Here is a 17,225-nt window from a genome sequence, read left to right as displayed (position 1 = left end):
GGAACGGACATGGCACAACATACATTTCTGGTAGAGATCGGTACTGCTGAGCTGCCGCCCAAAGCCCTGCGCTCCCTGGCCGAAGCCTTTGCCGACAACTTCAAAGCCGAACTGACCAAGGCCGATCTGGCCTTCGGCGACGTCGAGTGGTTTGCCTCACCGCGCCGTCTGGCGCTGAAGGTGCACGCGCTGGCCGGCGAACAGCCGAGCAAGAGCGTCGAGAAGCGCGGCCCGGCCGTATCTCAGGCGTTCGATGCCGAAGGCAAGCCGACCAAGGCTGCCGAAGGCTGGGCCCGTGGCAACGGCATCACCGTTGAGCAGGCCGAGCGTCTGGTCACCGACAAGGGCGAGTGGCTGGTTCACACCGCCAAGGTCGAAGGCCGTCCGGCCAAAGAATTGCTGGGCGAACTGGTCGCCTCCGCACTGGCCAAGCTGCCCATCCCGAAGATGATGCGCTGGGGCGACAAGACCATCCAGTTCGTGCGTCCGGTCTTCACCGTGACCCTGCTGCTGGATGGCGAGCTGGTGCCCGCCCACATTCTGGGTATCGACTCTGCCCGCATCCTTCGCGGCCACCGCTTTATGGGCGAGAGCGAGTTCACCCTCGACAATGCCAGCCAGTACCCGCAGATCCTGCAGGAGCGCGGCATGGTGATTGCCGACTTCATGGCCCGCAAGGCCAAGATCAAGGCTGACGTCGAAGCGGCCGCTGCCGCCTTCGGTGGCGTGGCCGATCTGGACGACGCCCTGCTGGAAGAGGTCACCGCACTGGTCGAGTGGCCGGTGGTGCTGACCGCCAACTTCGAAGAGAAGTTCCTGGCCGTGCCGGCTGAAGCGCTGGTGCACACCATGAAGGGTGACCAGAAGTACTTCCCGGTCTACGACAAGAACGGCAAGCTGCTGCCGAAGTTCATCTTCGTCACCAACATCGAGTCCAAAGACCCGAGCCAGATCATCAGCGGCAACGAGAAGGTGGTTCGCCCCCGTCTCTCTGATGCCGAGTTCTTCTTCAAGACCGACCTCAAGCAGACTCTGGCCTCCCGCCTGCCGCGCCTTGAAACCGTGCTGTTCCAGCAACAGCTGGGCACCGTCAAGGCCAAGGTCGAACGCATCGAGACCGTCGCAGGCTTTATCGCCGAGCGTATCGGCGCCGACGTGGCTCAGGCCAAGCGTGCCGGTCTGCTCTCCAAGTGTGATCTCATGACCAACATGGTCGGCGAGTTCACCGACACCCAGGGTGTCATGGGGATGCACTACGCCCGTCACGATGGCGAAGACGAAGCGGTTGCCGTGGCCCTCAACGAGCAGTACATGCCGCGCTTTGCCGGCGATGCCCTGCCGTCCGGTCTGGTTGCCTGCGCCGTTGCGCTGGCCGACAAGTTCGACACCCTGGCCGGTATCTTCGGCATCGGCATGCTGCCGAAGGGTGACAAAGACCCGTTCGCCCTGCGTCGCGCTGCCATCGGTGCCCTGCGCATCATGACCGAGAAGCAGCTGGATCTGGATCTGGTTGAACTGGTTGAAGAAGCGGTACGCGTCTACGGCGACAAGCTGACCAACAAGACCGTCGTCACCGACGTGGTCGACTTTATGCTGGGCCGCTTCCGCGCCGCCTATCAGGACGAAGGCATCGGTGCCGACGTGGTGCTGGCCGTACTGGCCCGCCGCCCGACCCGTCCGCTCGACTTCGATCGTCGCGTCAAGGCCGTCAGCCACTTCCGCACTCTGGATGCCGCACTGGCACTGGCTGCCGCCAACAAGCGCGTGAGCAACATTCTGGCCAAGGTCGAAGGCGAACTGCCGACTGCCGTCAAACCGGAACTGCTGGTCGATGCCGCCGAGAAGGCGCTGGCCACCCAGGTTGCTGAACTGCAATCCGAACTGGCCCCGCTGTTCGCCGCCGGTGACTATCAGACTGCCCTCACCCGTCTGGCCGCCCTGCGCGAGCCGGTCGACACCTTCTTCAACGAAGTCATGGTGATGGCAGACGACGAGGCCCTCAAGGCCAACCGTTTGGCACTGCTGAACAACCTGCGCAACCTGTTCCTGCAAGTCGCGGATATCTCCCTGCTGCAGTGATCTTGGTTGAGTCAGTGATATAAAAAACGGCGCCGTTAAGGCGCCGTTTTTTGTTTAGAATACCGACATAATCTGTAATGAGGATTAAAAATGACGATCGAGACAATACACACAAGTTCGGTTGAAGAGTTTTGGGAATATATCTCACCAATAGGTAAATTCGCGTCAGAACTTAGGAGGCCAATATATAGAGGCCAAGGTGATGCATCTTGGTCTCTCACTCCGTCCGTATTACGTTCAGATTTAATAGATAAGTATCTAGACTCTCGTCATATAGCACATCATTCAGAAACAGATTTTATTATATTTTTCGAGTATTCAATGATTGCAGGCTTTGTAAATATGTGCGATCAGGTTGGTTATGATATACCAGCAGAGTCTGACTATTTTAGAAGGTCTATCGACTTCTCCACTTTCGCGGATGAACATCATAGAAATGCATCTGATTGGCCATCTGATAAATATTATTCTATTTTAGCTCTCGCACAGCATCACGGGATTCCGACTCGTCTTCTAGACTGGACATATAACCCCATCGTCGCATCATATTTTGCTGCATCACAAACTCTCAACATGCAGAATAGTGAGAATCCTTTAGCTGTATGGATAATAGATAAAGAAGACATTCTTGCTAATAGCAGTAAAAGAATAGAAATCATCAGTGTTCCTGGAGGTACAAGCAAGAATTTAGCAGCCCAAAAAGGTTGCTTTATGATTTGCCGCAAAGAACATGGTGTAACACGAAACGATAAGTTTCTAAAGGAAACATATGAAAACTTAACAAACAATACATTGGATGAACTAAATATAAAAACCTTTAAAATAACATCACCAAATAATCTTGCACCAACACTGTTTAAACTATGTGAGAAGTTTCATATTTCTTCGGCAGCATTGTTTCCAGGAATAGATGGAATTGCACGCTCAGTGCTTGAGTTTCAATTAGCGAAGAAAAAGGGCGGCTGGTTATAATTTTTTCATTCTCTAATAATATGTAGCCGGTAGGTTCGATTAGCCGTCGGGCGTAATCGGACGTTCGCGTAAACTGATTCTCTCGCCATAACGACCAGCCGAATTTCCCCCTCCGGCTGGCCAAGCCTGACCCACGGCTACAACCGCAACCAAAGCCTCTCGTTCGTCCGATTACGCTGCGCTAATCGAACCTACAACGGCTTTGCCAACGCGGCGACAATCTTTTCCACGCTCTGGGTGACCGACAGGGTGGCGCTATCCAGTACCAGACGCTCACTGTCCCAGGGTCGATAGTCGCGATCGATCACCGCCTGCCAATCCGGCAATACCAGCCCCTCGATATCCACCGTCCTGTTCTCGACACGCTCGCGGTGCAGCTTCGAATTGGAGCAGACCACCTCGACATCGAGACAGGGCACCCCGACCGAGCGGGCGATGTCGTGGTAAGCATCCCGGGTGAGCTGGATGGGGTTAACGGAATCCGTGATGACGATCGAGCCAAGTACCAGGTTCTCTCTGGCCAGCCCATAGGCGACGAAATAACCGGCCGGCCCCATCTCTTCAGCCGTCCGGTCAACATCACGAATGGCCTGCTCTATGGTATCGATGCGCAGGTAAACGGCCCTCAACCGCCGGGCCAGAGCCCGTGCTATGGTGCTTTTTCCGCTGCCCGGCAAACCACTGAAGATGATCAGCATGTTCCATTCCCTTGATAAAAGAAGAACCCGAGCCATAGGGTACCGGATTGTCATCGCACCCACAGCGTCTTGTTCAGGGCTGCACAGGATATGCCCGCCAGCGGCTTCTCTTGCTCGACAGCCGTCATCGAATATGCGCGAATATAAGCCTGCCTCTCTACCGATCATCCAAATTTATATGCAGGCTGGCTGCTGCTGATGGATAGAAATAACAACAAAAGATATTTTTTACGCTCTATCTCTTCTTGTTGTGCCTCATCAATGAAGCTGTTATTTATGCCAAGACATACCTAAAAATAAACAACGCAGCATTAAAATGGCGTTGTTTTATATATCCAACCATCTTTCATATCACCGTGATGATGAAAAATTATGACATCCACATTCAAAAACAAACCCTTGAAAATCAACACCTTATTTTCAAGTAAAAATAGGGCACCCAAACAATGCACTTGCAAAGCAATATATAAAATCAATATCAGACTTATCAGAATTAAATAGACATGGCCTTTTCCACCTCCCCATTTTAATTTTCGCCATTCACCCAAAACACACAAATGGAGATGTGTAGAATGATAATGAAACAGAAGTTCGTTATGTTGGCCGCCTTGTCCACCCTGATGTTATCTACCAGTGCCTTGGCCACTTACCGGGTCGACGTGCAGTGTCTTGATCGGGTCATGTTGACCGATGTGCATGCCGGCTATATCAAATCGGCCAGTGGCGGCCCCGACGCCGGCAATGCAGTGGTGATCTCATGGGAAAAGAATTATGAGCAGGGCAGCACGAGCTTCCATGTCTTCAAGAACCTGAATGATTACCCCGGCAGGGGCATGTTCGAGATGGCCCTGCTGGCGCTGGATCGCGGCCTGCCGGTCAGTGCCTGGGGCAATGACTCCCAATGCTCCGGTGGGATTCATCAGTTGAAGATTACCCGCAGCGTCAACCCCTAATCCTGCCCGCGCACTGATTCGAGCGATAAAGGGAGTGAACACCAAGCCGGGCCAGTCAGCTGCGCCCGGCTTTAACAACCCGCGCGACCGTCGCTTGCCTTGCGCTGTAACATGCGAAGCAGCGCCGCCACGTATCTCACCTGTTCATGCCAACTCGGCCGGGACGATATCTCTGGGCCGGATAGGCAACCCGCCGATTTGGGCATATCTTGTCGAGGCGGCTCTGCCAGGGTGACAGGGCCCCTTCACGAGGTGCAACGATGAAACGAGCAATCCAGGCCGCCCTGCTGGCCGCCACCATGGCCGCCGGTGCGCAGGCCGCCGACAAGATCACCACGGTTCCGGTGCAGTTTACCAAGGGGGCCCACAGCGCCCAGCTCAAGGGCAGCTTCACCGGCTATGACACCATCCATTACACGCTAGTGGCCAAGGCGGGCCAGACCATGACGGTCAAGATCGGCGGCAGCAGCAACGCCAACTTCAATGTCTTCGCCCCCGGCGCCCAGCCCGGTCAGGCCGAGGCGATCGGTCGCAACGATGGCGATGGTCAGTGGCAAGGCGCCCTGCCCGCCTCCGGCAAGTACCTGATCCAGGTCTATCAGATGCGTGCCTCCGCCCGTCGCGGCGAGCAGGTGCCCCACACCCTGGCAGTCAGCATCCAGTAAACCCGCCCACGCGATGCCCGTGCAACCACCGTCATGCCCCATCCCGGGCTGGGCATGACGGCGGCCTGCTGGTAGGGTGGTGCCATCAATTAATCAACGACCGAGACAGCCATGCAACGCAAAACCCTGGCCCTGCTGCTGGCCAGCCATCTGCTGGTGGGCGCCGCCGGCTTTGCGGCCGGCATCTATGCCCTGCCGATCCTGATAGCCCCACCCGCCCCCGCCAACGAGCAGGTTGCCGCCCGGCAGGCTCAGGCCAGCTTTCACGGCACCTTTCGCCGGGATCTGCAAGACAGCGACCGGCTACACTGGGGTGAGGGGCAGGTCAGCATCGGATCCGATGCCATCAGCCTGATAGGCAAGCTGGCGCCGGGCCCCGACTACCAGCTCTACCTGTCACCTACCTTCGTCGAGACCGAGGCCGACTTTGCCCGCCTGAAGGAGAAGATGATGAAAATCGGGCCGGTGAAGACCTTCGACAACTTCATCGTCCCCCTCCCTGCCGATGTAAACCCGGCCGACTATGACAGCGTGATCATCTGGTGCGAGACCTTCGGCCAGTTCATCACCGCCGCCCGCTACCGGCAGTAACTCCACAACCGGGCTACTCACCATGCAATAACGGACACCCAGAGGTGTCCGTTATTGCATGCAGTTTCCTTGTAGGGAGCCAATTACTCGAGATAACCGGCCTCGACGCCGATATGGGCCAGGGCCGCCAGCTCCAGCGGGGTCAGCTGGCTGACGGAGTCGATCATGGTCGGCTCACCGCGCGCTGATTCGGGCAGCTGGAGGCGCACCTTCAGCTCGTCGGTCAGGCTGCCCACCAGGTTGCCCATGCGGGTCAGGCGGGAGACCAAGACGGCTTCCGGGCTGCTCTCGCTGTCGGCAAAGGTAGAGACCTGCGCCACCGCGAAGTCGCAGACGGCCTTGGCTCGATCACCAAAATCCCCCTCCAGTTGTAGCAGCACCTGCCGCGCCGCACTGTCGTCAAGACGAGCCAGTTCCGTCTTCATATGGCCGGTATCAAAGCGCAGTCTTGCCCCCGCATCGAGTCGATCCTCCGGCTTGCCAGCGGTCTGGTCTGCCCATGCCTGATCGGTCTGACCGGCAAACTGCATCAGGCCGCCCAGCACCAACCGCTGGTTGGGACGCGCCGAGGCAAGACTGTCGAGTGCATTGCCCAGAGAAGCACCATTGGCATCGCTGCCGCCCGCAAGAGAGAGCGCCAATGTACGCAGGATCTGCAGATCACCCCGGGTCTGCAGCTTGGCCATATGGGAGCCATTGATGGAGCCATCGGCAATGTGCTGGTGCAAGGCATTGAGGTCATCACTGCTCAGGGTAACCTCGGTCGAAGCCTGATCCCGCAGCAGGTAGCTGGCCTGGTAGCTGATGAGCTCCAGCGCCTGCTTGTAACCGGTGATCTCGGTCTGGCGTGCCATGGCAACGGTGTCACGGGCGGCAGGCTTGGCCTCCCCATGTGGAGCCGCCACAACCTCGGCATTAGTGGTGGCCGGCAGAGGTTCGCCGGCGACCTCGGCCTTGACTGCGCACTGCAAGTCGGCCACTTCCGCCATCACGGCATGCAGTTGGTTCATCGCCTCTTGTAACTGCTCCGGGGTGGCACTGGCGATCAACTCCGTTACCTTGCCACCCACCGTGCCCCACTGCTGGAGCGGGATACCAGCGATGGGACGTTCAAGCAACCCGGCCGCCAAGGTTTGGTTCTCCTGCCGCATGGAGCCATCCTTGATCCCGTTCAGTGAGGTTGCCAGCGAGCGCAGGGCGCCATTGCCGGTCGCCAGCCGGGCATGTTCCTGCCCCAGCTGCTGTGCATCTATGTTATTGAGCTCGCTCGCCTTATCGAGGCCACCCAGGGTAAAAGGGAGCGCCTTTTGCAACAGCAGGCGCTTTTGATCGGCCAGGGAGAGATTATCTACCGGCGGAGCAGAGCGGGCGGGCGCTGCGGGGCGAGCCCCCAGCAGATTGCCGATCCACTCTTTCAGTGCCACAAACGGACGGGCCAACTGGGCTCCTAAACGGGACAGCAGCCCCTCTCCTTTTTGCGGTTCGCTGCGGCTGCCCAGCTGAAGGGCATCCTGACTGGTGGCAACCTGACGAGCATCCAGCTGGCCGAACTTGCCAATCCCGGCCGCAGCATCACTGTGCTGGGCGACGGCCTGCAGGCCGCCAGTATGTGTTTGAATCTGCATGATGTTTATCTTCTCGTGATGTTTCGCGCTCAGTCTAGGAGAGGCAATGGGGGCGGACTATCGCGATTGGTCGGGATTTTTGCACTGAGTGCGACAGGCCATCCAACTGGCCGGAAAGCTAAAAAAACAGAGCCACCATTAACAGTGTCGTCAGCGGTGAGCTGCTCTAATTGCACCATCACCAATTTGGAGCCCTCGATGAACTCTCTCTATCACGCCGCCCTCCACCAGCTGTTTCTTTCCCTCTCTCTCCCCATGCCAGCACAGGAAGAGAGCGTCACCAGCCTGCAGATCGGCGAGCAAACCTACCACCTGACCGAACACCCGGCCAACTACCTGCTGATGTTTACCCGCCTGGAAGCCGCCACCAGCGCACAAGCCGCAGCGCAGAACCTGTTCAGCCAGGACCCCTGCAAACCGGTTCTGGCATTCGATCCGGATAGCCTGACCCCAGTACTCTGGAGCCGTCAGCCACTGCAACAGCTAGATCGCGGCCAGATCCATCATCAACTGGAGCAGCTGGTACACGCCGCCAGCGAGATTGGCGCGATCTTACTCGCCCGCAGCAGGGCCGTATGACCGACTGCTGACCACGCCACCCGCAGCCCGATCGGGCTGCAGTTGTCAGCCAATAAAAGAGGCGCCATCAGGCGCCTTTTTGTACTCAACCAAACCACTCAGCTCGGTGGGAAGTGGCCACCTATGCTGATCACCTTAACCTGCTGCAGGGTGCTGTTGATGGTAAAAGCGACCCTGTGCTCCTGGCTGAGGCGGATCGTGTAGATCCCTTTATTCTTGCCGCTCAACTGCTCGTAGTGCATGTCGCCCACCTTGTCGGCAGCATTCTTGGGATCGGTACCGCGCACTATCTCCCGGCGCCACTCGTGGTACTTGCTCATGGCCGACGCCGTCACGGCCACGTGCTTGTCCTTGTTGTAGAGGATGCGGGGTTGCGAATCATCGATAGTCCATGCCATAGCCAGCTCCTATTTTGGCTCCAAAGAGAACCAAACTATAGTGCACACCATCCCACTGGCGAGTCCGAATGGCACCTGACTGCCTGTCTGCGTCACAATTTGGAACGCAAAACGGCGCCATCAGGCGCCGTTTTTTGTCGCAGTCTGCCGGGGTGTCAGCCGGTGTAGACGGGCAGCAGTCCCGCCATGTTGAGCAGGTGGAACGCTGCGGTCAGCACCCCGAACAGGAAGACGCCGGCGATCATCGGCATGCCACCCGGCGCCCGGAAGCCCTCCTGTTTGTCACCTTGCTTGCCCTTGCCGGCGCGCACCTTCCAGGCTAGCAGGGCCGGGATGATGCAGGTCCACAGGGTAGCCACGGCGCCCGCGTAGCCGATGGCCATCAGGAAGCCGAACGGGAACAGCAGGGAGAGCAGCAGCGGCGGCAGGAAGGTGGCCGCCCACGACTTGGCGCGGCCGCCACGGCCGTTGTCGAACTTGAACAGATCCGCCAGATAGTCGAACACCCCCAGCCCCACCCCGATGAAGGAGGAGAGGATGGCCGCCATGGAGAAGAGGTTGAGGGCGCTGGCCACCGCCTCGGATTCGATCACCGAGGCCAGCGCCTTGAGCAGCACGTCGACGTTGCCGCCCTGGGCTACTACGGGGCCGAACTCGCTGCGCGGCAGGTTGCCGAACACGCTCACCAGCCAGATGAGGTAGAACAGCAGCGCGATGGCGGTGCCGCCGAGGATGGCGTAACGGGCGCGGCGCTCCTCACCGTAGTAGGCGCGCATGGACGACACCGAGTGGTGATAACCGAACGAGGTGAGCGCCACCGGCAGCATGGCCAGCGCATAGGGGGCATAGCTGGCGTGCTCGCTCAGGGTATCGAACAGCAGGGTCGGCTTGATGTTGAGCGACAGCCCCGAGATGCCGAACACGAAGCTCAGCCCCATGGCGATGACCAGCACCACTGAGATGCGATCCACCGCCCGGGTGGAGTGCCACACCAGGCCGGAGAAGCCCAGGGTAAACAGGATTGAGCCCCACTGGCTGCCGATGCCGGTCATGCCGTCGATGATGAGGCCGGCCGAGGTGATGTAGGCGTAGAGCAGGATGCCGCCGACGAAATAGACGGTGAGGTTGTTGAGGGCGTTGAGCTTCTCCCCCAGCAGTTCGCGGGTAACGGTATCGAACGACACGCGCAGCGGATAGCCCTGATAGGACTCCAGCAGCATCCAGCCGGAGAGCGTCATCACGATCATGGTCAGGGTGATGGCCAGCACCGACCAGATGGTCCAGGCGCCCGCCCCCGCACTCGGCAAGCCCAGCATGCCGGCCCCTACACAGACGCCGGCAATGATGCATGCCCCGCCCACCAACGATGGTTTCTGTCCCATTTACTTCTCCAAAGACGATTGTGGATCTGATCGCGACCGCGGACCGTTGCATGTGCTACGCCGGTTGTCATGGTAGATCGCGCTCATCTAGGTGCCGGCGCCCGGCGCTGGCTGCTTCGCAAGGGAAGCAAGGTGTGCTCAAGGCGGGCTGCCGGCCCGACACGGCAGCAGGGCCACCATATCGGGGAAGGGACTTTACCCTGCTACCCCTCAGGTATCAAATGCGGGTGCATGTTCAGGCTGCCCAACGGGCCCTTCGCTGACAGCTTGTAACTGGCTCCTTGCGACTCAATGAGTGAGTTGCGGCAGCAGTTGCAGCAGGTGGGCGCGATCTGCCAGCGGCGTCTGGCTGACCCAGATCCCCAGCAAGCCGTAAGCGAGCAGCGGCAACACCAGCAGCAACAGGCAGAGCAGTCCCAGCAACTGGCGGGGCGCGAGCCGGTACCCCTGCGTGCCCAAGTGCAGCGCATCGGCCCGCTTGGGGCAGGCGGCCACGCAGCTCAGGCAGCTGGTGCACTCGAGACTGCGCACCGTGATGAGCTGGTGTACCTGAATGCGGGAAGGGCAGGCCCGGCTGCACTTGTCGCAGTCGTGGCCCGCACTGCGCAGGCAACGGGCCGGGTCACGGCGAATGCGCAGCGGGGTCAGCAGGCCGAGCAGGGCCAGCCAGGCGCCATAGGGACAAAGGTAGCGGCAGAACCCTTGCCGGAAGGTGGCGGTGAGCAGCAGCACCCAGCCAAGGCACAGACCCGAGATCAGGGTCAGGTTGAAGAAGAAGGCCCCCATCTTCATGTCCGCCGCCTGATGGTAGGGGCTGGTGAAGTAGCCGGGCAGGGTGGCGCTTGGCACCGCGATCAGCACGATAAACAGCAGAAAGGCGAGCACCAGAAACTTCTGGCCGCGCAACACGACATCGAGCCAGCGCGGCGGCGTCCACTCCCCCGCCAGCCATCGGCTGCGCAAACCGTGCAGCCACTCGCCCACCAGCCCGAGCGGGCAGAACCAGGCACAGAACGCCCGCCCCAGCAGCAGGGCCGACAGCGAGAGCACCAGCACAGTCACGGTGGCCGCCGGATGGTGCGGATCCACCAGCCCCTGTCCGAGCCAGGCCCGCAGACCGAGTCCGCCGGCGATGGGCAGGAAGCCGTCCACCACGTCCGGGCGCACCAGCCAGGGGCTCATCCCCTGCCCCAGCTGCCAGACATGCAGGCCGTACTGCAGCGTCACCAGCCCCCAGCAGAGCAGCAGCAGCTGGCGCGTGCGCACCCGCAGCCACTGGCTATCGAGCACTTCTAGGGCGGGCAGCGGCCGCCGCTGGTGCCAGAGGGCAAGTGCGCCGGCCACCAGCCCCACGCCGAGCCAGAGCAGGCTGTCCGCCGCCAGCAACCAGAGCATGAGCAGCAGGCCGAGGGCAAAACGCCACTGCCAACCCGATCGCGCCTGCCACGCCAGCAGCACCAGATAGGCCAGGCCGGCGGCCATGGTCACGGCTTCGATCACGCTCATGTTTCCCTCACTGCCTCATCCACCACTGGCGGCAAGGATAACGGACATCTGAATTGATTATTTTGATCTGCATGGGCAGAGGGGGACATTTGCGCCCAATGCCCCTCCCCATGGTTGAACCTTATGCCTTGCGGCTGTTGAACAGCGGCTGGTCGGATTCGGCCTGCTCGGCCCAGAAGTGGATGTTGAAGCGGGCATCCTCCGACAGCTCGACCCTGTGCCAGTACTGGGGCGGGCTGGTGGCAAACTCCCCGGCCCGGATCACCAGGCTCAGCTCGGGTTCCTCGGCCTGTTCGTCGGCAAAGCCGTGATAGGTGACGGTGCCCTCCATCACGCAGAGCTGGCCGAACACCCCGGCCGCCGTGTTGTGGTGGGTCAGCAGGGCCTGGGGTACGTTCTGGCGGGTGAAGAAGGGGGTAGAGCGGCGCACTACCCAGTGAGGCGGAATCAGTTGCATGGCCATATCAGTTCTCCTCGAGTGGCCGGGTCAGCCCGGCCTTCGGCTATTAATGGTTCAACGGGGCAGCTGACGCAGCAGCGGGAAGGCGGCGCTCATCTGGTCGCCCCCCACCACGAAGCCGCACAGCTCGCCGGCTTGATCGCGCGCCTCGGCCACCATGCCGTGGCTGTTCCAGCGGCACTGCCAGGCGAGATCCTCGCCCTTGGTGCGGCCGGCCAACTGCAAGGGATAACGCGGCGTCTTCACCTTCACCAGCATGGGCGGCAGGGCCAGCGGGGTCGGCGTGCCGAGCAGGGTGCGCGCCAGCGCATTGGCTCCCAGCACTATGGGTTGCAGGAAGGGGAGCAGCTGACCCTGCCACTGCACGCAGTCCCCCAGCGCGAAGATATGGGGGTCGCTGGTCTGCAGCCGATCGTCAACCAGGATGCCGCGCTCCACTGCCAGCCCGGCCCCCGGGCAAGGGCCAGATTCGACCGCAGGCCGATCGCGGCGATCACCAGATCCTGCTCGCTGGTGCGGCCATCGGTCAGAGTCACCCGCCAGCCATCGCCCGGCTGGCCGTCTATCCTGGCGAGACCTGTCCCGCACTGCAGGCTGACCCCCTGGCTGCGCAGCGCCTGTTGCAGCGGCTGGGCCAGGGTGGCGGGTAGCAGGGCGCTGAGCGGGCTGTCGGCCAGATCCAGCAGGGTGACCTCGCGGCCATCGCTCGCCATGTCCATCGCCAGCTCACAGCCGATGAGGCCGGCCCCCAGCACCAGGATGCGGCGGGCCTGCTGGATTGCCCCCTCGGCGGCGGCATACTCCTGCTGGCTGTTGAGGGTGACCAGATGTTCGCTGCCCGGCAGCTCGGGGCGTACCGCACTGGCGCCGGTGGCCAGCACCAGCTGGCCATAGGGGAATTCCCCCTGCTCGGTCAGCACCAACCGCCGGGCTGGGTCGATGCCGAGCACCGGGCTGTGGGGCAGCAGCGCAATGCGCTGCTGCTCGGCAAAGTCGCTGCCGCTCTGACGGGTCATGGCCGCGGCGGCGCAGCCCCGGCTCACCACGTGGCTCAAGTCCGGCTTGTTGTACTCGTCGCCGCTGTCGGCGGTGATGAGGCGGATGGGCTGCTCGGCGTCCAGCTTGCGCAGGCTCTTGACCAGTTGCTGGGCGGCGAAGCCGCTGCCGATCACCACTATCTCCCGGCTGATGCCGGCGTCACTCTGCATTGTTGCGCTCATACACAGGCCTCCACCCCACAGGGTTCGAATACCTCCTTGCCGATGCCGCAGCCCGGGCAGAGGAAGCTGTCAGGTACCTGGGCCCAGGGGATGCCCGGCGCCACCAGCTGATCCGGCTCGCCCTGGGCTGGGTCGTAGACCCACTGGCAGACGGTGCAGAGCATGGCCTGGTCGTCATCCCATTCGGCGGCAGCCGGAGTGGCTTGCGGGGCCTTGGCTGGCACGGATACTGGCGTCACGGTTGCCTGGGTTGTGGTGATCGGGCGGGGTGCGTCCAGCGGATGCAGCGCCCATTGGCGAGCGAGTTGGCGACCGTGTTCGCGGCATTCCGCCAGCGCCGAACCATCCGGCCGCCACTTGGCCTTGAGGGAGATGCTGATGTCAAAGCCCGCGTCCATCAATCGGGTCTGGATCCGGTCCACCGCGCCGCCGGTCCAGCCATAGCTGCCGAAGGCCGAGGCGCGCTTGTTACGGAAGCGCAGGCCGGTGATCTCTTCGAGCATGCCCGCCACCTTGGGCATCATGACGTTGTTCATGGTGGAGGAGCCCACCAGTATCCCCTTGGAGCGGAACACCTGGGTCAGGATCTCGTTCTTGTCGTGGCGGGCCACGTTGTAGATCTTCACCGCCACACCGGGGTCCACCTCGTGGATGCCCTGGGCGATAGCGTCGGCCATCATGCGGGTGTTGTTGGACATGGAGTCGTAGAAGAGGGTGATGCGGTCTTCCTGATAATGGTCGGCCCACTCCAGATATTTCAGGATGATCTGGGTGGGGTCCTCGCGCCAGACGATGCCGTGGGAGGTGGCCACCATGCTTACCGGCAGGTTGAAGCCGAGCACTTCCTTGATCTTGGCGGTCACCAGCGGGCTGAAGGGGGTGAGGATGTTGGCGTAGTAGCGCTGGCACTGCTCCATCAGCTCGGTCTGATCCACCTCGTCGTTGAACAGGTGCTCGTCGCAGTAGTGCTGGCCGAAGGCGTCGTTGGAGAACAGCACCGCATCCTCGGTCATGTAGGTCATCATGCTGTCGGGCCAGTGCAGCATGGGGGTCTCGATAAATACCAGCTGCTTGCCGTTGCCGATGTCCAGGCTGTCACCGGTCTTGACCGGGTGGAAGTTCCACTCCGGGTGGTGATGATGGCCGGTGATGGAGTCGATGGCGTTGTGGGTGCAGTAGATGGGGGTGCCGGGGATGCGGGCCATCAGCTCGGTCAGGGCGCCGGCGTGATCCTCCTCGGCGTGATTGATCACCACATAGTCGATGGCGGCGAGATCGATCTCGGCCGCCAGGTTCTGCACGAACTCACGGCTGAACTTGTGATCGATGGTGTCGATCAGCACGTTCTTCCCTTCACGGATGAGATAACTGTTGTAGCTGGTGCCCTTGTGGGTCTTGTACTCGGTACCGTGGAAGTCGCGTACCTCCCAGTCCCGTTGGCCGACCCAGTGGATGTTGTTCTTGACGTGAATGCTCATCAGGCGGTTCCTCGAATGCAATAGTGTATGTTCGACTGAACCAGCTATTGCAGCGGACGTGCCAACATATAACTTGTTGTTTTTATTGGTAACAAAAATCAACAGTTGTCATTTAGACAATCGCTACTTATAGTCAAAAATACAAACACACTGTCATTTGGACAATCATCGTGATCTCGACCGACAGCCTGGCGCGCATCGCCCTCGACCTGCAACTCGGCATCTCCCATCAGGACCGCTTCCACCGCCTGATCCAGAGCGTGCGCAGCCTGCTGAACTCGGATGCCTCGGCCCTGCTGCGTTACGAGGGGGGCCAGTTCATCCCGCTGGCCATCGACGGCCTGATGCAGGACGTGCTGGGGCGCCGCTTCGCCCTCAAGGATCACCCGCGCATGGAGGCCATCGCCCGTGCCGGCGACGTGGTGCGCTTCCCTGCCGACAGCAGCCTGCCCGACCCCTATGACGGCCTGCTGCCGGATCACGACGACTTCAAGGTGCACGCCTGCGTCGGCTTGCCGCTGTTCTCGGATCAGGCGCTGATCGGCGCGCTGACCATAGACGGCATGAACCCCACCCAGTTCGACACCATCAGCGACGAGGAGCTGCGGCTGGTGGGCGCCCTGGCCGCCGCCGCCCTGAGCAACGCCATGCTGCTGGAGCGGCTCGCCCGCCAGAGCAGCGAGCCGCTCGTCCCCGGCACCCGGCCCGGCCCTGAGCAGCCGGAGATGATCGGCCAGTCCCCCGCCATGGCACGGCTGCGCCACGAGATCGAGGTGGTGGCGAACTCGGAGCTGAACGTGCTGATCCTGGGGGAGACCGGGGTCGGCAAGGAGCTGATCGCCAAGGCGGTGCATCGCGGCTCCCAGCGCGCCAAGGCACCGCTGGTCTACCTCAACTGCGCCGCCCTGCCGGAGTCGGTGGCCGAAAGCGAGCTGTTCGGCCACGTGAAGGGGGCCTTCACCGGCGCCATCCACAACCGGGCGGGCAAGTTCGAGCTGGCGGATCAGGGCACCCTGTTCCTCGATGAGATCGGCGAGCTCTCCCTGCCGCTGCAGGCCAAGCTGCTGCGGGTGCTGCAATACGGCGATCTGCAGCGCATCGGCGACGACACCCCGCTCAAGGTGAACGTGCGCATCCTGGCGGCCACCAACCGGGATCTGAAGCAGGCGGTGGTCGAGGGGCAGTTCCGGGCCGACCTCTACCACCGGCTCAGCGTGTTCCCGATCCACGCCCCGGCGCTGCGCGAGCGCCCCGGCGACATCCCCCTGCTGGCCGGTTACTTTTGTGAGCGCTGCCGGCTCAGCCTGGGGCTGGAGCGGCTGCGCATCCAGCCACAAGCGCTGCAACGGCTCGAGCGCCACGACTGGCCCGGCAACGTGCGCGAGCTGGAGCACGCCATCCACCGTGCCGCCGTGCTGGCGCGGGCCGAACAGGGCAGCCAGGCCCCGACCCTCGCCAGCCATCACTTCAACCTGGCAGCCGGCCCCCAGCCCCCCTCCACCAGCCCCGCCACGGCGCCAATGACCCCCTTGCCCGGCGGCCTCGGCCTGCGGGCCGCCACCGACGCCTTCCAGCTCGCGCTGATCGAGCAGACCCTGGCCGCCCACGACGGTAACTGGGCCGCCACCGCCCGCGCGCTGGAGCTCGACGGCGGCAACCTGCACCGGCTCGCCAAACGGCTCGGCCTCAAGGCCTGAGGCGTCCATCCAGGGCCCATCAAACAAAAACCCCCTCGCTGGCGAGGGGGTTGGCATACGCAACAAGATGGGGGCAAGCTAGCCGCGGGCGCGGCGCAGGTGGTAGTCGACGTGATAGTCGTTGGCATTGCGGAACATGATGGAGTAGTTGAGAAACTCGCCGTTCTCGCCGTAGGAGAGCGAGGTGAGCCGCAGGATGGGCGCCCCCTGCTCGATGTGCAGCAGTTCGGCCATGCGCCGGTCGGCCAGCACGGCGCTGAAACTCTCGTAGTTGCCGGCGATGGGGAGCTGGCACTCGTTCTCGATGTAGGCGAACTTGGATCCCTCCAGATGGGCCACCGAGAGGGTGCGAAACAGCCGCACCGGCATGTAGCTCTCCTCCACCAGCAGGGCCCGGCCGTCCACCGAGCGCACCCGGTTGGAGAAGTAGACTGGCTCGTTCACCTTGATCCTGAGCTGGCTGGCGATGGCGGGTGGGGCCGGCATGGTGCGAAACTCCAGCACCTCGCTGGTCAGGCTGCGGCCCTGTTCACGCATCAGCTCGGTGAAACCGCTCAGCCCCTTGGTCTCGTGCTGCACGTCCTTCTTGGTCACGTAGGTGCCGCTGCCGTGGCGCCGCTCCACCAGCCCCCACTCGATCAGCATATCCACCGCCTTGCGCACCGTCATCCGCGATACCCCGAACTGACTCGCCAGGGTTTTCTCGCTCGGCAGGACATCCCCCACCCGGCAATCTGCCCCGTTGACCCGGATACGCAACCGATCCGCCACCGATTTGTAGATCACTGCTAGACCTCTCCTCGCCCCGCCGGGGTGGCGACCAATTTGCTCGCCTTTATTTCAACCAGCTGAAAATAAACAATTTTAAATTCAAATAACCCGATAAAAACGTCACAAAAACAAGACGTACAACAATATCGCA

15 protein-coding genes and 1 pseudogene are annotated in these 17,225 nt (G+C 61.5%); 7 read left to right on the top strand and 9 right to left on the bottom strand.

The genetic code is table 11. The features are described from left to right. Positions 1-9 precede the first annotated feature (9 nt). Positions 10-2,079, top strand: coding sequence for a glycine--tRNA ligase subunit beta (glyS, locus tag E5E97_RS04795; protein WP_171279935.1), 2,070 nt, complete (start codon positions 10-12; stop codon positions 2,077-2,079). Positions 2,080-2,169: 90 nt separating this feature from the next. After that, on the top strand, positions 2,170-3,051 hold the full coding sequence (locus E5E97_RS04790) for an FRG domain-containing protein (RefSeq protein ID WP_171279934.1): 882 nt from the start codon (positions 2,170-2,172) through the stop codon (positions 3,049-3,051). A 191-nt stretch (positions 3,052-3,242) separates the two neighbouring features. Here E5E97_RS04790 and E5E97_RS04785 read toward each other — a convergent pair whose 3' ends face one another. Continuing rightward, positions 3,243-3,749, bottom strand: a complete 507-nt coding sequence (locus tag E5E97_RS04785; protein WP_118882164.1) for an AAA family ATPase — start codon at positions 3,747-3,749, stop codon at positions 3,243-3,245. A gap of 572 nt (positions 3,750-4,321) precedes the next feature. On the opposite strand from E5E97_RS04785, the gene E5E97_RS04780 reads away from it, so the two are divergent. From E5E97_RS04780 to E5E97_RS04770, 3 genes are all read left to right on the top strand, one after another. Continuing rightward, positions 4,322-4,702: a hypothetical protein gene (locus E5E97_RS04780; protein ID WP_065480323.1), complete on the top strand. Its 381-nt coding sequence runs from the start codon at positions 4,322-4,324 to the stop codon at positions 4,700-4,702. Positions 4,703-4,962: 260 nt separating this feature from the next. Next, on the top strand, positions 4,963-5,367 hold the full coding sequence (locus E5E97_RS04775; protein ID WP_118882165.1) for a g-type lysozyme inhibitor: 405 nt from the start codon (positions 4,963-4,965) through the stop codon (positions 5,365-5,367). A gap of 111 nt (positions 5,368-5,478) precedes the next feature. Continuing rightward, positions 5,479-5,958, top strand: a complete 480-nt coding sequence (locus E5E97_RS04770) for a DM13 domain-containing protein (RefSeq protein WP_171279933.1) — start codon at positions 5,479-5,481, stop codon at positions 5,956-5,958. Positions 5,959-6,041: 83 nt separating this feature from the next. On the opposite strand, the gene E5E97_RS04765 is transcribed toward E5E97_RS04770, so the two are convergent. Continuing rightward, positions 6,042-7,583, bottom strand: a complete 1,542-nt coding sequence (locus E5E97_RS04765) for an AexT-like T3SS ADP-ribosyltransferase toxin (protein ID WP_171279932.1) — start codon at positions 7,581-7,583, stop codon at positions 6,042-6,044. A gap of 198 nt (positions 7,584-7,781) precedes the next feature. Between E5E97_RS04765 and E5E97_RS04760 the strand changes: the two genes are divergently transcribed. Continuing rightward, positions 7,782-8,162: a CesT family type III secretion system chaperone gene (locus tag E5E97_RS04760; RefSeq protein ID WP_171279931.1), complete on the top strand. Its 381-nt coding sequence runs from the start codon at positions 7,782-7,784 to the stop codon at positions 8,160-8,162. 98 nt (positions 8,163-8,260) lie between these two features. On the opposite strand, the gene E5E97_RS04755 is transcribed toward E5E97_RS04760, so the two are convergent. From E5E97_RS04755 to norV, 6 genes and pseudogenes are all read right to left on the bottom strand, one after another. After that, the gene (locus E5E97_RS04755) at positions 8,261-8,560 is read right to left on the bottom strand and encodes a hypothetical protein (RefSeq protein WP_029302610.1); all 300 of its coding nucleotides are present in this window, start codon (positions 8,558-8,560) and stop codon (positions 8,261-8,263) included. A gap of 155 nt (positions 8,561-8,715) precedes the next feature. Further along, the gene (locus E5E97_RS04750) at positions 8,716-9,942 is read right to left on the bottom strand and encodes an aromatic amino acid transporter (protein ID WP_171279930.1); all 1,227 of its coding nucleotides are present in this window, start codon (positions 9,940-9,942) and stop codon (positions 8,716-8,718) included. A 288-nt stretch (positions 9,943-10,230) separates the two neighbouring features. Beyond that, positions 10,231-11,448, bottom strand: coding sequence for a 4Fe-4S binding protein (locus E5E97_RS04745; RefSeq protein WP_118882169.1), 1,218 nt, complete (start codon positions 11,446-11,448; stop codon positions 10,231-10,233). Between the two features lie 121 nt (positions 11,449-11,569). Continuing rightward, positions 11,570-11,911, bottom strand: a complete 342-nt coding sequence (locus E5E97_RS04740) for a DUF1971 domain-containing protein (protein ID WP_118882170.1) — start codon at positions 11,909-11,911, stop codon at positions 11,570-11,572. 51 nt (positions 11,912-11,962) lie between these two features. Further along, positions 11,963-13,128, bottom strand: a pseudogene (gene norW / locus E5E97_RS04735) (NADH:flavorubredoxin reductase NorW). Next, positions 13,125-14,606, bottom strand: coding sequence for an anaerobic nitric oxide reductase flavorubredoxin (gene norV / locus E5E97_RS04730; protein ID WP_118882172.1), 1,482 nt, complete (start codon positions 14,604-14,606; stop codon positions 13,125-13,127). Before norV ends, norW begins: the two are co-directional and overlap by 4 nt. A 170-nt stretch (positions 14,607-14,776) precedes the next feature. Here norV and norR point away from each other — a divergent pair, with 170 nt between their 5' ends. Then, on the top strand, positions 14,777-16,303 hold the full coding sequence (norR, locus tag E5E97_RS04725; protein ID WP_118882173.1) for a nitric oxide reductase transcriptional regulator NorR: 1,527 nt from the start codon (positions 14,777-14,779) through the stop codon (positions 16,301-16,303). 78 nt (positions 16,304-16,381) lie between these two features. On the opposite strand, the gene E5E97_RS04720 is transcribed toward norR, so the two are convergent. Further along, entirely contained in the window at positions 16,382-17,089 is a 708-nt protein-coding gene (locus E5E97_RS04720) for a GntR family transcriptional regulator (RefSeq protein WP_010635556.1), read from the bottom strand. Between the last annotated feature and the right edge of the window lie 136 nt (positions 17,090-17,225).

This window comes from Aeromonas sp. 2692-1, assembly GCF_013085505.1.
In the GTDB taxonomy this organism is placed as follows: domain Bacteria; phylum Pseudomonadota; class Gammaproteobacteria; order Enterobacterales; family Aeromonadaceae; genus Aeromonas; species Aeromonas hydrophila.
Note: the sequence above shows the minus strand (reverse complement) of the source record. Positions and strands in the feature narration are given on the sequence as shown.

Coding starts and splice junctions, on each gene's coding strand:
- E5E97_RS04770 (WP_171279933.1), top strand. CDS start 5,479: ATGCAACGCAAAACCCTGGCCCTGCTGCTGGCCAGCCATCTGCTGGTG.
- E5E97_RS04760 (WP_171279931.1), top strand. CDS start 7,782: ATGAACTCTCTCTATCACGCCGCCCTCCACCAGCTGTTTCTTTCCCTC.
- E5E97_RS04775 (WP_118882165.1), top strand. CDS start 4,963: ATGAAACGAGCAATCCAGGCCGCCCTGCTGGCCGCCACCATGGCCGCC.
- E5E97_RS04755 (WP_029302610.1), bottom strand. CDS start 8,560: ATGGCATGGACTATCGATGATTCGCAACCCCGCATCCTCTACAACAAG.
- norV (WP_118882172.1), bottom strand. CDS start 14,606: ATGAGCATTCACGTCAAGAACAACATCCACTGGGTCGGCCAACGGGAC.
- E5E97_RS04780 (WP_065480323.1), top strand. CDS start 4,322: ATGATAATGAAACAGAAGTTCGTTATGTTGGCCGCCTTGTCCACCCTG.
- E5E97_RS04745 (WP_118882169.1), bottom strand. CDS start 11,448: ATGAGCGTGATCGAAGCCGTGACCATGGCCGCCGGCCTGGCCTATCTG.
- glyS (WP_171279935.1), top strand. CDS start 10: ATGGCACAACATACATTTCTGGTAGAGATCGGTACTGCTGAGCTGCCG.
- E5E97_RS04740 (WP_118882170.1), bottom strand. CDS start 11,911: ATGGCCATGCAACTGATTCCGCCTCACTGGGTAGTGCGCCGCTCTACC.
- E5E97_RS04790 (WP_171279934.1), top strand. CDS start 2,170: ATGACGATCGAGACAATACACACAAGTTCGGTTGAAGAGTTTTGGGAA.
- E5E97_RS04785 (WP_118882164.1), bottom strand. CDS start 3,749: ATGCTGATCATCTTCAGTGGTTTGCCGGGCAGCGGAAAAAGCACCATA.
- E5E97_RS04765 (WP_171279932.1), bottom strand. CDS start 7,583: ATGCAGATTCAAACACATACTGGCGGCCTGCAGGCCGTCGCCCAGCAC.
- E5E97_RS04750 (WP_171279930.1), bottom strand. CDS start 9,942: ATGGGACAGAAACCATCGTTGGTGGGCGGGGCATGCATCATTGCCGGC.